This window comes from Flavobacterium sp. Root186, assembly GCF_001428525.1.
In the GTDB taxonomy this organism is placed as follows: Bacteria; Bacteroidota; Bacteroidia; order Flavobacteriales; family Flavobacteriaceae; genus Flavobacterium.
In genome coordinates this window covers 255,960-272,697 of record NZ_LMHW01000015.1, presented here as the reverse complement: position 1 = coordinate 272,697, position 16,738 = coordinate 255,960, and the positions used below count along the sequence as shown (strand labels likewise).

General features: G+C 33.6%; 9 protein-coding genes. 1 reads left to right on the top strand and 8 read right to left on the bottom strand.

The annotated features are described in order from the left end of the window. Nucleotides 1-13: 13 nt before the first annotated feature. From ASD98_RS20225 to ASD98_RS20200, 6 genes are all read right to left on the bottom strand, one after another. Nucleotides 14-1,486: a glycoside hydrolase family 30 beta sandwich domain-containing protein gene (locus tag ASD98_RS20225; RefSeq protein WP_056208004.1), complete on the bottom strand. Its 1,473-nt coding sequence runs from the start codon at nucleotides 1,484-1,486 to the stop codon at nucleotides 14-16. Nucleotides 1,487-1,512: 26 nt separating this feature from the next. After that, on the bottom strand, nucleotides 1,513-2,982 hold the full coding sequence (locus ASD98_RS20220; protein ID WP_056208231.1) for a glycoside hydrolase family 30 beta sandwich domain-containing protein: 1,470 nt from the start codon (nucleotides 2,980-2,982) through the stop codon (nucleotides 1,513-1,515). Between the two features lie 91 nt (nucleotides 2,983-3,073). Then, nucleotides 3,074-4,528, bottom strand: a complete 1,455-nt coding sequence (locus ASD98_RS20215; protein WP_053472577.1) for a glycoside hydrolase family 30 beta sandwich domain-containing protein — start codon at nucleotides 4,526-4,528, stop codon at nucleotides 3,074-3,076. A gap of 133 nt (nucleotides 4,529-4,661) precedes the next feature. Continuing rightward, the gene (locus tag ASD98_RS20210; RefSeq protein WP_128414864.1) at nucleotides 4,662-5,537 is read right to left on the bottom strand and encodes a hypothetical protein; all 876 of its coding nucleotides are present in this window, start codon (nucleotides 5,535-5,537) and stop codon (nucleotides 4,662-4,664) included. 34 nt (nucleotides 5,538-5,571) lie between these two features. Further along, nucleotides 5,572-7,086 (bottom strand): RagB/SusD family nutrient uptake outer membrane protein, encoded by a 1,515-nt coding sequence (locus ASD98_RS20205; protein ID WP_056207999.1) that lies wholly within the window; start codon nucleotides 7,084-7,086, stop codon nucleotides 5,572-5,574. Nucleotides 7,087-7,096: 10 nt separating this feature from the next. Next, complete coding sequence (locus ASD98_RS20200) at nucleotides 7,097-10,207, bottom strand: TonB-dependent receptor (protein ID WP_056207997.1); 3,111 nt, start codon at nucleotides 10,205-10,207, stop codon at nucleotides 7,097-7,099. Between the two features lie 345 nt (nucleotides 10,208-10,552). On the opposite strand from ASD98_RS20200, the gene ASD98_RS20195 reads away from it, so the two are divergent. Beyond that, complete coding sequence (locus ASD98_RS20195) at nucleotides 10,553-13,423, top strand: triple tyrosine motif-containing protein (protein WP_056207993.1); 2,871 nt, start codon at nucleotides 10,553-10,555, stop codon at nucleotides 13,421-13,423. 35 nt (nucleotides 13,424-13,458) lie between these two features. On the opposite strand, the gene murF is transcribed toward ASD98_RS20195, so the two are convergent. Both murF and gldJ read right to left on the bottom strand, forming a co-directional pair. Beyond that, on the bottom strand, nucleotides 13,459-14,745 hold the full coding sequence (gene murF, locus ASD98_RS20190) for a UDP-N-acetylmuramoyl-tripeptide--D-alanyl-D-alanine ligase (RefSeq protein ID WP_056207990.1): 1,287 nt from the start codon (nucleotides 14,743-14,745) through the stop codon (nucleotides 13,459-13,461). Between the two features lie 99 nt (nucleotides 14,746-14,844). Further along, entirely contained in the window at nucleotides 14,845-16,530 is a 1,686-nt protein-coding gene (gene gldJ / locus ASD98_RS20185; RefSeq protein WP_056207988.1) for a gliding motility lipoprotein GldJ, read from the bottom strand. Nucleotides 16,531-16,738: the final 208 nt, after the last annotated feature.

Here is a 16,738-nt window from a genome sequence, read left to right as displayed (position 1 = left end):
CTTTGCCTTTAATTTACTTCCAAGTGTATGTTCCAACAGCTCCTGCCTCAAGAGAAGTTGTAATCCATTTATCATTGAACTTAACATTGAAAATTTCACTTACTGACGAATCATTTACTACTACTAAAACTTTTGATCCAGATGGTGTTATAAAAGCAACGTTTTGTAAACTTCCGCTTGAGTTACTTGCAATTCTGATAGATCCTGCAGGAACAAATTTTGATGCGTGAGCAATAATATAATAGGCAACGTTACGTTGAAAACTTTCTGATGAAGTTACTGTCAACGCACCTTTACACATAGAACAGCCGCCGTTTGTATGAGGTTGGAAAGATCCATCATTAGCTAAGTTCCATTCTAATGCGTTTTTACTGTAATTTCTCATCGAGCCAATAACCACGTTTCGAACATGCCATTTTAAATCTCCGGCAAAATCCCCTGCTGAAGATGTCCATTGTTCTGTGAAATACACATTTTTTGTTGGATAAGAATTGTAAACATTACTTAATGCACTAATATCTCCGGCATATAAATGGAATGCTGATCCGTCTACAAAAGGAAATGCATCTGCATCTGCCAAAATTGATTTTGGATAATTTGGATTATCACAATTATGATCGTAAGCAATAATTTTTACACTAAGGTTTGCCGCTTTTAAAGCCGGTCCTAAATTGTTTTTTATGAAATTACCTTGTTCTACTGCAGACATATACATACTCGGATTATTTCCGTCATGTAAAGGTTCGTTTTGCGGAGTTATTGCATCAATTGTAATTCCTTCCGCTTTCATTTGCTGAATGTATTTTACAAAGTATTTTGCATAAACATCATAATATTGTGTTTGCAATTTTCCTCCAATAAAACTGTCTTTGTCTTTCATCCAAAGCGGAGCTGACCAAGGTGTTGCTAAAATTAAAATCTTTGGATTAATTACCAGAATTTCTTTTAAAAGTGCAATTACTCCCGCTTTGTCTTTGTCTAAACTAAATTTTGCCAAAGTCAAATCAGTTTCTCCTGCTGCAAGGTCGTCATATGTAAATGGCGCAGCATTTAAATCTGATGCTCCAATACTGATTCTTAAATAACTAATTCCAATTGAATTAGCTCCGGTACCAAATAATTCTTGTAAAAGTGCGCTTTTTTTAGCTGCCGTTAACTGATTAATTACATCAGCACTTCCACCAGTTAATGTATAACCAAAACCATCAACAGTTTGATATTTTTGCGCTGCGTTAACTTCAATATTTGTATATGAATTTGGTACTGTACCAAATCCTAATGTTCCGTTTTGTTTTGCTAACAATACGCTTTGGTCTCCTTTTGTTAACCAGAAATCAACATCGTTTGTTACCACAACTGGCGGGTTTACAACAGGTGGATTTACTACAGGATCAACTGCATCGTTTGATGTAGAACATTTTACCTGAGAAAATACTGCCATTGAGAAGAACAGTATTTTTATAGTGTTTTTAAAATTTAGTTTCATTTTTGATCGTTTTTTAGTGCAGCAGCTTAGTATACAATAGTTTGTATTGCGTGTGCCGGGATAGTTATAGTATTTTGTGAATTGTGGTTTATTAGGGTGTAAATAATCTCATTATCTGATTGATTCATGACAATGGTTACTATTTTATCATCAGAATTTTTAAAAGATGTGCTTATTAATTTTTTATCGCTTATTGTCTGTATTATTCTTTTCGCATTTGGGCGAATAAATTTTGAAAGATGCCCTATGTAATAATACATCGGCGTATAGATTAATTCATCTTTTGTAATATCAGCATGAATTGGTGCAAAACAGAAATTCCCAACATGATTTGGACCTCCGTTTTGATCCAGAAGAATATTCCAGTCTGTCCATCCAACGGTTCCATTATTAAAATCGTTGATCATATTAAGTCCGTATCGTTCTGCATTTCCCCAAAACTGAAATCTTGAAGCGTCAAATTTTTCGATACAACCTTCTGTAAAAAGTAAATTTTTATTTGGAAAAGCTTCGTGTACTTCACCTACTGATTCAAATTTAGGTGTACCGCCGTTCCATGTTTCGTACCAATGAAATCCAATTCCCCATGCATATTTTGAAACTGCAGGATCTGAGAAAACAAGATTGGCTCTTTTGGTTAACATATCTCCACGATTGTGATCCCAGATTATTACGTTTTTAGAATTTAATCCTTCTTTCTCTAAAGTTGGTCCCAGAAAGTTTTTCAGGAAATCTCTTTCTGCTTCTGGAGTATAGATACAAGATTCCCATCTTTGTTTTGCCATTGGCTCATTTTGAATGGTTAATCCCCAAACAGGAATTCCTTCTTTTTCGTAAGCTCTTATAAATTTAACATAATAATTTGCCCATGATTGTGCAAACTCTGGCAACAAAACGCCGCCGTGCAAAATATCATTATTGTCTTTCATGAAAGCTGGGGGACTCCATGGACTAACAAATAACGTTAATTTCCCGCCGGCAGTTTCGATTGCACTTTTTATTAATGGAATTCTATATTTTCGATCGTGATCAATGTTGAAGGTTTTTAAATCTTTATCACCCTCTGCAACATATGTATAACTGTCACTGCTAAAATCGCAGCTATGAATATTTGTTCTGGCTAAAGTATATCCTATTCCTTTATTTTTATCGTAATAAGCGGTTAGGAATTCTTGTTGTTTTTTTGGAGATAGTTTGGCAAAGACTTCAGCACTTGCGTCTGTAATGGCACCGCCAATTCCTAGGAAAGTCTGATCTGTCTTATCGGCATCTAAAGAAATTGACACCGTTGATTTTGTTTGTTGTGCAGTAGATTTTGAAATTAAATTATCTGATAATGATAATCTCAAATTGGTGTTTTCGGCTGTAGTGTAAACCGTAATTTTTTTATTTGTTTTGGATGCAGAAACAGCTGATCCGTTTGCAGTTTTTGATGTTGAACAACTTACTTGCAAAATTATTATTAAAACTAATAAGATTCTATTGATGGTTTTCATTGTTACTTCAAAAAACATTTTATTTCAAGTTAAAAATTGAGGGCTGAATTGGATGATTCAAATCAGCCCTCTTCTGTTAACTCAAAAAATATTAATAAACAAGCGTTTGTATAGCGTGGGCAGGAATTTTAACTACTGATTTTTCTGCTGCTATTATCAAATTATATGTAATTTCTTTATCTGTTTTGTTCATTACAATTGTTGCCATTGTACCATCTGTATTTAAAAATGATGTACTTAACAAACCGCTTCTGCTAACTGCAGAACTAACTCTTTTTGCATTTAGTCGAATGAATTTTGAAAAATGCCCTATGTAATAATAAGAAGGTGTGTAAATTAACTCACCTGTTGTTGTGTCTGCATGAATTGGTGCAAAACAGAAATTTCCAACATGATTAGGCCCTCCGTTTTGATCTAAAAGAATGTTCCAGTCTGTCCATCCAACGGTTCCGTTATTGAAATCGTTAATCATAGAGATTCCGTAACGTTCTCCATTACCCCAAAACTGATATTTTGCAGCATCGAATTTTTCTACACATCCTTCTGTAAATAATAGTTTTTTATCTGGATAAGCTTCGTTTACTTTTGCAACATTGTCAAACATAGAGTCTCCTCCTGACCAGTTTTCATACCAGTGAAAACCCATTCCCCAAACATATTTTGCTGCTTCAGGATCAGAGTAAATTACGTTTGCTCTGTAATTCATCAGGTCACGATTGTGATCCCAAACGATGATTTTTTTATCTCCAAGTTTTTCTTTTTTCAAAGTTGGCCCTAGGAAGTTTTTAATGAAATCTCTTTCGGCTTCAGCTGTGTAAATGCAAGATTCCCAAGTTTGAACGGCCATTGGCTCATTTTGAGTTGAAGTTCCCCAAATTGGAATTCCTTCTTTTTCATATTCTTTTATAAACTTGACATAAAAGTTTGCCCAGGTTTGATAATATTCTGGTAATAATGTTCCTCCTTTTAATACGTTTCCGTTGCTTTTCATGAAAGCGTTTGGAGACCAAGGGGCAACATAAGTCAATAATTTTCCTCCTGCAGTCTGGATTGCCTGTTTGATTAAAGGAATACGAAATTGTCTATCGTGTTCAATAGTAAACGTTTTTAAATCTTTATCTCCTTCTGTGATATAAGAGTAGCTTCCACTGCTAAAATCAGAACTTTGGATCGTGGTTCTTAGCAAAGAATAGCCAATTCCTTTTTGTTTATCGTAATAGGCATTTAAGAATTCTGTTTGTTTCTCTTTTGAAAGTTTAGCAAAAATTTCGGCACTTGCGTCAGTAATGGCACCTCCAATTCCCATAAATGTTTGAAACTTTTTAGACGGTTCTACAAAAACAGAGATCTCCGTTTCAAGAGGCTGTTTTGATGCTGAAAAAGTCAAATTATCTGTTGATGTTAATCTCAGTTTTGAATTTTCGGCAGTAGTGTAAACCGTTATCTTTTTCCCGTTGGTTGTAAATTCTTTCTTTGCTTTTGTCTGCTGTGCAAGAGCGGTGACTGTAAACAAAAAGCACAGAAACTTTAAAGTATTTTTTTTCATTCTTTTCTTTGATTTTTTAATTCTAAAAGAAGTTTTCAGAAACTCGTTCTCTGATTGCTGAGGATTTAAAAATAGCCCATACTCATAATGATTATGGGCTATTTACAACCAAACTTAAACTTAACTTAAACTTTTATTTTCCTCTCATTTCGATTCTACTCACAGTAATTCCATCTTTTGTGAAAGTATTACCACCAGAACGAATTAGTAGATAGATTTTACCTGTAGTACCAAATTTTACAACATTTGAAACAGAAGCTGTTCCGTCATTTTTAACACAGCCAACTGAAGAAAGCCTTCCTGTAAAAGCTCCTTTTGCGCAGCCATCCCAAGTGCTCAGACCCATTACTTTGTTGTCTTTATATTCGACACCATCTTTAGGTACAGATTTCCCGGCATATACTTCAAACCATGTTTCATCAGATCCACTTGGACAAGAAACAAGCATATCAATTGTATATTCTTTATCTTTTACAACATCAATTGCTTGATAAATTCCTTCTTGCGCCCATCCTCCTGGAGAATGAATTGTTGCAGTTCCCGAATTAAATGACCAAAATGCAGCACCAGTAGCGCTTAATTTTGCTGATGACCATTGAGCTATATCAGCTGCGTTATTAAAGAATCCTCCTCTAACTAAATTAGGTTTAGCAGGATCTGAAGCTGCAACTACAATATCATGAGAAACTTTAGATGTAGCACCTCCAGCAGCAATAGCTGTATGAGTTACAGTATAAGTACCGGCATCTGGTAAAACAACTTCTTCTTCCATTTTACCCATATAAGGTCCATATCCAATATCCCATTTTGATGAAATTACTCCATTTTCCTGAGCAGTTAAAAGATAAGTATTTACTTTTCCCGCAACAGGAGCAATTGTAAAAGCAGCATCAACATTTGTAGCTGTTAAACCGTTATTAGCCGGATCATCATCACAGCCTGTAAGCGAACCTAATGCTATCGCAAGCATTAGGTAAGCACTTCTTTTTAAAATTATACTTAGGTTCATTTTCTTTTTGGTTTTTGGTTAGATAGTTTTTTTGTTATTCGTAGTTAGGGTTTTGTTTTAATTTAGTCCCTGTTAATTCTACGTAAGGAATTGGGAAAATTTCATCTGTCCCAGCATTGAATCCTCTGTCAGATAAAGCAGTAGCAGCATCACCCCATCTTACTAAGTCGAAGAATCTGTGTCCTTCACCTGCAAGCTCCATTCTTCTTTCATTTTTGATAGCAGCTAATGTTACCGGAATTGAAGCAAGGCCAACTCTCGCTCTTACTGCATCAAGTAAAGCTTGTGCTCTAGCACCTGTAGCACCTAATGCTTCAGCTTCTAATAAATAAGTATCTGCTAATCTGATAACATAAGAGTTTTGTTTGTAGTTCAACTCAGCAGCTCCACCACCCGTACGAACGTCAGTTTTTCTTGGTAAAAATTTGTTCAAGAAATAACCTGTGTCTTGGTAACCTGGAATATAATCCGCTTTACCAGCAGCTTTTAATGCTTTTAAGTCAAAAATAGTTGCGTCAAATCTAGGATCAGTTTTCATTGCATCGTATAGTTTTTGTGTTGGAACACTAAAACTCCATCCAGAAGGAAGGTCTGCTGCATTAGAATTTGCTGGTCTAGAATAACCTCTAGGTCCAACCATTACGTTTAATGAGTTTCCTTCGTCTCTTCCAGACCCCCAGAATCCCCAATCAGAGTTTCCAGCACTAGTATGAGATACTTCAAGAAGTGATTCTGAATTAAATTTGTTAGCTACAACCCATAAATCACTAAACTTAGCAAGTAATTTATTTCCATATTGGTTAGCTTGTCCTGGTGTACCATTTACTTGAGCAAGAATTGCAGCAGCTTCTGCATTTTTCCCATCATATAAATAAACTTTTCCAAGTAATGCCTGAGCAGCTCCTCTTGTTAAACGACCTGATCCTGTAGCAGCATCTACACTAGTAGGTAAAGCTGGAATAGCTTCCACTAAATCTTTTTCAATTTGAGCATAAACAGCAGTTGGAGCTGATTGCTCAACATTTAACATAGTTGATGTTGTAAGCGGTTCCAAGATTAATGGAATATTCTTAAACATTCTAACTAAATTGAAATAGTATAATGCTCTTAAAGCTTTAGCTTCACCTGTGAATCTAACTTTTAATGCATCTGACATATTAACTCCAGACATTTTTGATAACAAAACGTTTGCTCTGTAAACACCTTGATAATGATCATTCCAGAAACTTCCAGGAATAATTAATGAAGTTAATGAGTGAGTTGAAAAATTTTGAATTCCCTGACCATCTGAAGCTCCACCACCACCAGCATAGAAATCATCTGAACCGGCATTTAGCATAGCAACCAAGTTTTCAAAACCTCCAGTATTTTTTCTTAATGGATCGTAAACCCCAACAAGAGCAGCAGTAGCTTGCTGTTCGTCTTTGTAGTAACTAGTTGATAGGAAAGATCCCTTTGGGTCAACGCTCACGAAATCTTCTGAACAAGATCCTGCTAAAGCTGCCAAAGCTACAACAGCGTATATATATTTAAATTTATTTTTCATCATTCTTTAATTATTAAAATTGTACGTTCGCTCCAAGCATAAAAGTTCTTGCTTGTGGATAAACACCTCTATCTACACCAAATACCTGACCTCCAATTTCTGGATCATATCCTGTATATTTTGTAATAGTGTATAAGTTCTCACCTGTTAAATAGAAACGAATTCTGTCTGCTCCAATTTTAGAAGAAAGATCAACTGGAAGAGTATATCCTACCTGAACTATTTTCAAACGAGCATAATCACCGCTTTCTAAATAAAAATCAGACATTTTGCTGAAGTTACCATTACCATCATTATTAGCAAGTCTTGGGTAATCATTTGAAGTTCCTTCTCCTGTCCAACGACCTAATGCTTCTGTTTGATAGTTAGCATTCAAGATATCTAATCTGCGTAATCCTTGGAAGATTTTGCTTCCAGCAGCACCTTGAACGAATGTCATAAAATCAAATCCTTTGTAATCTAAGTTTAATGTTAAACCGAAAGTGTATTTAGGAATACTTGTTCCTAAGAATTGTTTATCTGCATCAGAAATAGATCCGTCACCATTGTTATCAACCCAACGGAAATCCCCTGGTTTTGCATTTGGCTGGATTAAACCACCCGCACCATTTTTATAAGCGTTAATCTCTGCTTGGTTTTGGAAAATACCTGCAGTTTTGTATCCATAGAATTCATTGTATGAATGACCAACTTGAGTTCTTGTAACAGGTCCCATAGATTGGAAAGAAGCATCTCCAATAATAAAGTCATTATCTTTTCCTACGTAAGTAATTTCATTTTTCAAGTAAGCCACGTTTCCGTTAACACCTAAATTAAAATCACCAAGTTTTTTCTTCCAACCTAATTCAAATTCAATACCGCTGTTGTTCATATCAGCAACGTTAGCCCATGGCTGCTCAGCAACTCCAACATATCCAGGAATTACAACTGGTCTTAAGATACCTGTTGTTTTCTTTTTGTAGAAATCTAATGTTACTGTGAAATCATTAAATACTCTTGCATCAAGACCAATACTTGCCTGAGAAGTCTCTTCCCATTTCAAATCAGGGTTATCAAGAGTTACGTTAGCATAACCTGTTGTGATTGAACCAGCATTTCCAAAAGAATAGTTATAACCTCCAGATACTAATGAAATATATCTAAAATCAGCAACCTGGTCATTACCTACAATTCCATAACCTCCTCTAAGTTTTAATGAATTTACAGCATTATTTTCTTTCCAGAAACCTTCTTTTGAAACAACCCATCCTAAAGAGAATGATGGGAAAACTCCAAATTTATGATTTTCTCCAAAACGAGTAGATCCATCACGACGAATAACTCCGGTAAAAAGATATTTCTCCATATAATCGTAGTTTATACGACCAAATAAAGAGGTTACTTTGTGTTGAATAAAATCATCTGTAGCACTGTTTCTGTCAGCTTGTGGGATATCAAATTTGAAAGATGCATCTTTATAGCTTGTAACAGGTAAACCAAACATTGTAGCTCCAACATATCCACCAATATTATCAACATAAGATCCTTGTCCAGCTAAAACGCTTAAGTTATGATCTCCAAATTTGTTAGAGTAAGTAAGAACGTTTTCAATATTCCAGTTGAATGATTTATTGTTATTTTGATAATAACTGTTTTTAAGAACATTCACGTTTGAACTTAAGAAGTATACAGGAGTAAATCCTTGGTCTCCCCAATAAGAAAGTTTACCACCAAGTGTAGATCTAACTTTTAAATGTGGAGTAATAGCAGCTTCTAAATAAGCATTTCCAACGAAATCATCAGACCATCCATATCTTCCTAATCTTGTTTGGATGTATCCAAGTGGGTTTGTCATCTCTTGACCAACTACACTTGAAATTCCATAAGGATTTCCGTTAGCATCACGAACTACAGGGTTTGTAGAATATGGAGCTGAATTTGCAACAGTTGGATCAGTAACTACAAGTGGAGTTAATGGATCTAAGTTGATAGCAGAGCTTAAAGGCCCCCCAAACTCACTGTTTGTATTTCCAATTCCAACAGTCTTTTGTCTTGTATAACCAAAAGTTTGTCCAAATGTGAAATATTTAGAAATCTTGTGAGTAGAGTTTAAACGGAAATTCTTTTTAGTATAATTAGAAATTTCTGTAGCAACAATACCTTCTTGATCCTGAATACCAAATGAAGCATAGAAAGTAGAAAATTCTCCACCACCACTAATACTTAATTCGTGTGTGTATCTGAAAGCACTGTCATTAAAAATAGCATCTTGCCAGTTTGTTCCTTTTCCAAATGCAGCTGGATTAGAGTAAAGAATCCCTCCGCCATCAGCAACTGATTTTTCGTTCATTATTGTAGCATACTCTGTAGCATTCAATAAATCTAATTTTTTTGCTGGAGAAGATACACCAGCAAAACCATTATAGTTTACTGTAATTTTACCTGCCTTACCTTTTTTAGTAGTAACTAAAATAACCCCTGTTGCAGCACGTGTACCATAGATTGCAGCAGAAGCAGCATCTTTAAGCACCTCGATAGACTCGATGTCTGATTGATTTAGGTAACCAATTCCACCAGCATCAACAACGTTACCGTCAACAACCCAAAGTGGGTTATTTCCACCGTCTCCAAACGTTGTAATACCACGTACACGGATTGTAGATCCTGAACCCGGCTGACCTGAACTGGAAGCGATTGTTACACCCGCAACACGACCTTGTAAAGCCTGTTCAACTCTACCATTTGGTACTTTCTCTAAATCTGCAGCTTTTACACTTGAAATTGCACCTGTAACTACTGCTTTCTTTTGAGTACCGTAACCAACTACCACAACCTCATTTAATGTTTGTGATTCTGGTTTTAATTGAATTGTAATTTTTGTTCTTCCGTTTACAGCTTCAGTTACTGTAGTGTATCCTATAAAAGTAACTGTCAAAACTCCGTTTGAAGGTACTTGTATTTGGAATTTCCCATCAAAATCTGATGCGGTCGACTTTGTTGTACCTTTTAGGACAACTGTTGCGCCCGGAACCGGCATTCCACTTTCATCGTTTATCATTCCATTTACTGTGACATCCTGAGCCACAGCTATAACCGAGAATAATAAAGACGAAACACAAAAAATAAGTAATTTTGTTAATTTCATTTTTCTAAAAATTTTGGTTAATTAATTAGTAATTTGATGCAATAATAATGTTATTTTTTTACTATCAACATTTAAATTTCATTACAAAAACACATCAAACTAAAATTTTATACATTACAAAAACACATCATTTTTTTTATAAATATCTAATATAGTGATATTTAAAAACAAAAAATAAGATGTTATGAAAATGTTAATTGAAAAAATAAACACTACAATTATATAAGATTGCTTATTTTTATGAAAGAAATGCTTTTCTACAACGTGATAGTAAAGAAAAAACATTTATAAATACCTTAAAACAAACAACTTAGCACCTTAAAAACAAATTAAATCGAATAATTAATGAAATTAACGATATCATATTTTTATATTACTTTTTTTACATTATTCACAATTGCCTTTTTTGGGCAGGTTAAAAACATCGGATTGCCGGATGTAAGAAATTACAAGCGTAATGAATATAAAGGAGGAACCCAAAACTGGAATATTGATCAGGATAAGAATGGAAATTTATATTTTGCCAATAATAATGGCCTTTTACAATTTGACGGCTCTTCATGGAAAAAATATCCACTGCCAAATCTAACTTCTGTACGATGCTTGAAGATTGATAACTCAGGAAAAATATATGTAGGTGGTTATAATGAATTTGGATATTTTCAGCCAGATAATAAAGGAAAACTTCAATACACCTCACTTTCGAAAAAGGTTGACAATACTAAAATTAAAATCATTGATTTTATATGGAAAATTCATTCCATAGATAATCAAACTGTTTTTCAATCTTTTGCCAGGGCATATATTTTTAAAAATGGAAAATTATCAATATTAAAAGCTCCAAAACGCTTTCAATTCTCATTTGTAGTAAACAACAAGCTTTATTTCCAAGATGAAGAAAAAGGAATTTTAGAATATAAAAATGGGAAGCTCTATGCTCTGCCAAACACCACCAGCTTAAATAATACTGAGGTTTGGGCTATGTATTCAATAGGTAAAAACAAAATCTTAATTATTACATTAGAAAAAGGATTGTTTATTTACGAGAATAACACCTTAACCCAATGGAATACTGAAGCTAATAATTTTGTAAAAAGAAATAATTCACTGGGAGGCGTTATCATAAACAATAAATTTATTGTTTTGAATTCTGTTTTGGACGGAATTGCTATTTGTGATTTTGATGGCAAAATCATTCAGCATATTAATAGAAAAAAAGGACTGCAAAACAACACGGTTTTAACTTCGTTTATTGATAATAAAAATAACCTTTGGCTTGGACTAGATAACGGTATCACTTTCGTTAACGAAAGTTCTCCTTTTACTTATTTTGGATTTAGTTATGACATTAGTACTGTTTATGCATCTGTAGTTCATCAGGGCAATTTATATGTAGCAACCAATCAGGGTGTGTTTTATCATGCATGGAATAACAATTTTAAGGAAGACGTTTTTAAACTTGTTGAAGGAACAACTGCCCAATCATGGAACGTTCAAGTTGTCGACAATGAACTAATTTGTGCCAACAACAGAGGAGCTTTAATAATTAAAGGAGGAAGAGTTACTAATATTATAGATTCGAAAGGGTATTTTGGGTTTAAGAAAATTCCAAATCACCCCGGCTTTTTCATTGGATCAAATTATGACGGATTTGCCGTTTTTCAAAAAACAGCAAACGGGCTTTCATTTAAAAATCAAGTTGCAGGATTTGATAAATCATCAAATAGTTTTGAACTTGATCAGTCTTATTTATGGCTTAAAAAAGATGAGTCTATATATAAGATGTCTTTAAGCAATGATCTGACAAGGTTCTCGAGTATTAAAAAAATTGACCGGTTAACTTCTCAGTTTAAAAACATAGGCAGCCTTCAAAAAATTGACGGTAAAATATATTTTCAAACGAATAATCATTTTTATAAATATTCTTCGGAACAGGAAATATTTTATGAAGACAAAAAACTAACCAGTCTTTTTAAAAATATTCCGGTTATAAATGCATTAAGTGAAGATTCACAATCAAATCTTTGGTATGCCTATGATGAGTCTTTAGGGGTTTTAATGAAACAAAACAATGGTTATAAAAATATCGTTGCACCATTTTCTAACCTAACGGGTAACTTGGTTACTAATTATCTTTCGGTAAATACGATTGATTCTAAAAATATTTTTATCGGATTAACAGATGGTTTAGCACATTACGATTCTGAACTTTTAAACAATTTTGTAACAAAGCCAAAAGCATTCGTTCGCAGTTTTTCATTTCCTGGCGACACAATAATCCTTGGAAACAATCAAAATAAAAGCGAAAACATACGAATTCCTTATTCGTCTAATCATGTTCGTTTTACTTTTTCATCTCCAACCTATGAAAACCTCGAAAACGTACAGTTTTCTTATCAATTAGAGCCTTTTGACGAAAAATGGAGTAACTGGTCAACAATTTCAATTAAAGAGTACACAAACCTTCGTGAAGGTGATTATGTAATGAATGTAAAAGTGCGAAATAGCTATGGGGTTCAATCTGAACCATCCACAATTTCATTTACCGTTTCTCCTCCTTGGTACAGACACTTTCTGGCTTTTATGCTTTATTTTATAGTTTTAATCATTGCTATTTATGTAATTTCTAGTCGAATTAAAATGAAAATTAGAAAGAATAAATATTATGAAACGATCGAGCAGCGAAGACTTTATCTTGAAAAGGAATCAAGAATTAGACAAGAACAATATGATCTTGAAAAAGAAATCGAAAAATTAAAAAACGACAAACTGCAAATTAAAATTTTAGCAAAGGATAAAGAACTCGTTAATAATTCATTGCAGGTCGTAAAGAAGAATAAAATCCTAAACGGAATTATTCATAAATTGAAAGAAATTGATGTCGAAGCACTGGACGATTCCACTAAGTTTCAAGTCAGTAAACTAAACAAAAGTATTGTAAAAGAGGTAAATACAGATAAAAGCTGGAAAGATTTAGAAAAACACATTAAGAATGTTCATTTTGAATTTTTAAAACGTTTAAAGGAAAAATATCCAACAATCTCTCCTCGCGAACTCGATTTATCTACTTATTTATTAATGAATATGTCTACCAAAGAAATTGCCGAAATTATGAATATTTCAACCGGAGGAGTAGAATTAGCCCGCTATCGTTTGAGAAAAAAACTCGGATTAAATAAAAAGGAAAACCTTATTGGTTTTTTAATGAGTATATAAAAAAATGCCTTCTGTTGCAGAAGGCATTTTTTTATTTACGAAATATATTCTAAAGTTCTCTCGAGAGCCATTCCTCTCGACCCTTTTATTAAAATAGTATTGTCTTTAAATTGAATAGTTTTTAAATAATCAGCGAAAGCATCAAAAGTTTCGAAAAATTTAATCGTATCACTCGAAATTTTATTTTCATAAAATGATTTTCCAATCAAGTAACACAATGATTCTTTTTGACTTACTAAAGAATCTACAATTAGCTTATGTTCCTGCGGACTTTCATCTCCTAACTCAAACATATCTCCCAGAATCATGATTTTATTTTGATTCTCCAATTGCAGAAAATTTGCGATTGCAACTGCCATACTGCTCGGGTTTGCATTATAAGCATCCAAAATAATTTGATTAGAACCTTTATTCAGTAATTGAGATCTGTTATTTTCCGGAATATAATTTTCTATGCCATGTTTTATCGCAGCATCATCTACTTTAAAATATCTTCCAATTGCCGCTGCCGCATTAATATTATTAGCATTGTAAAGTCCAATTAAATGCGATTCAACCGTAAAATTATTATAGTCAATAACCACGAAAGGATTTGCCTTTATGTCTTTAATTTTTAGATCTGCGTTTTCCTTATTTATTCCAAAAGTGAAAGATTTTATGCCATTTGATTTTTCAATTTGAATAGCATCTTCAAGATTAACAAAAGCAGTTTTATTGTTTTTTGCCAGGTATTGATACATTTCGCTTTTTCCTTCAATAACCCCCTGAACACCACCAAAACCTTCTAAATGTGCTTTTCCAAAATTGGTTATATAACCAAAATCAGGCTGCGCGATTTCACACAAAAATTCAATTTCCTTTTTGTGATTTGCTCCCATCTCGACAATTCCAATTTCTGTTTCTTTTGTAAAAGAAAGCAGTGTTAAAGGAACTCCAATATGATTATTTAAATTCCCAATAGTAGCTTTGGTTTTAAACTTTTGAGACAAAACAACATTTATTAACTCTTTTGTCGTCGTTTTTCCATTGCTTCCTGTAAGTGCAATAATAGGGAGTTTCAAATAGGTACGATGGAATTTTGCAAGTTCCTGAAGCGTTTCTAAACTATTATTTACCAAGATCGTTCTCTCATCAATAAAATAAGATTCGTTATCAATAACAACATATAAAGCTCCTAAATCAAGGGCTTCTTTAGCAAAGGTATTTGCATCAAAATTCTCGCCTTTTATAGCAAAAAACATAGAACCTTTTTCAATTTTACGAGTATCAATTGAAAGAGATTTACATTGTAAAAACAAGTTATGAATTTCCTGAATATTCATTTATAACACTTTAAAATTATAAAAATAAAAAAATTCCAAATTCCAAAATCTGAATATTTCAGTATGGAATTTGGAATTTTTTTATTGAGTTTTTTAACTTTAGTTTCTTGGTGATTTTCTTCTTTCAGTTTTAGCACCTACTCTAGACATTGCACATCTAAATCCAATGTAGTCAGTTGCCATATCCTGAGGAAAATATCTTCTTTGAGCTGGATCTAACCAATAAGCTCTATCTCTCCAAGAACCTCCTTTGTAAACTCTTACTTTATCATCGATTAAAGTAGTACGTTTACTAGAGTTATCATATTTTCTAATCATTTTACCTAAACTATCAACTGTAACGTTATGCTTAGGAGAATTGTACATTGCCTGATCAGCTTTAGGTCCAGACTCAGAATCTCCAAAGTCAAAGAATCTTGAAGATTGTTTATCTCCGTCTCTATAGTTGATGTTATCGCTTGTACTGAAATTTTGTCTTAAGTAAGTTTCTTGCTCATCAACCGGTACCTGAGCAATTTCTCCAGGAAGGTTTCTTGCAATAACTTTACCATTACTTAAAGTATCGTATTTAATTGAAGTAGTCGAAACGATTTCAATTTTACCATCTTTACCAATTTTGTTTTTAGCATATTGATTTCCTCTGTAGTAGTTAAAATCATTTGCTTCATTATCAATAATAGGTCTGTAAACATCGGCAACCCATTCTGCTACGTTTCCAGCCATGTCGTATAATCCGAAATCGTTTGGAGCATAGCTTTTTACAGAGTTTGTAATATCTGCACCATCATCTGACCAACCAGCAATTCCACCGTAATCACCGTTTCCTTGTTTAAAGTTAGCCAATTGATCACCTTTATTTTTACGTTTAGCCGAACGTGTATAATCACCAGACCAAGGATATTTCTTTTGTCCTTTGTAGATATTATATTCTCTTTGTCCAACATCAGCAGCAGCAGCATATTCCCATTCTGCCTCAGTAGGAAGTCTGTATTCTGGCAAAATTACACCAGAAGAACGTTGTGCGTAAACATTATGCTCTTCAGGCACAACACCATCTTTTCCAGCTTTTGGTCTTTTTCCAGCTGGATTTTTCTTTAAAACTAACTCTTCGTTTCCACCATAAGTAGTAGTTGGAGAAGCTAAGTAAGTTTCTGTATTAAATAAGCTTTCTGCACTAACCTCTTGTGTTTTAGCTCCTTTTTTAAGATATCCGTTTTTTTCCAAAACAGCTTCGTTTACACGGTCTGTTCTCCATTTACTAAATTCAACAGCCTGAATCCAGTTAACACCAACTACAGGATAGTTAGCATAAGAAGGATGTCTTAAATAGTTATTAGTCATCGTTTCGTTGTAACCTAAACGATTTCTCCAAACTAAAGTATCTGGCGATGCCCCTTCGTAAATATTTTTGTAATTTTCTTCTGTTGGAGGAAAAACTTTCTTCAACCACTCAAGGTATTCTAAGTACATACCATTCGTAACTTCAGTTTCATCCATGTAGAATGATTGAACGTGTTGTTGAGTTGGCGTGTTATTCCAATCGTGCATAACATCATCCTGTACTTTACCCATAGTAAACGTACCTCCTTCAACAAAAACTAAACCAGGTCCAGCTTGTTGTTTTTTTCCAGCATTTCTAGCAGCTGTTCCATTCTGACTATCTACATCCCAGCCAGTTGCTCTAGAAGCGTGACTCGAACTCGATTTTTTGCTACAACTAGCCGTGCCCAACATCAATACCATTGACATCATTAATTGCAAGACTACAATTTTGTTTACTTTCATACTCATTCTTAGGTGATAAATTTAGGTGCTGCAATATAATAATTAACATTTAATTAGCAACATCTGTTCTAATAATTTTATTTAGCTGTTTTTTACCAGAAAATAACCTATAGTTACGAACGCAAAAATATACTTTTTATTATTTACTGTAACATGAAATACTATATTTTTACTTACTAATTTTATTTTAATTAAATTTCGGTTTTTA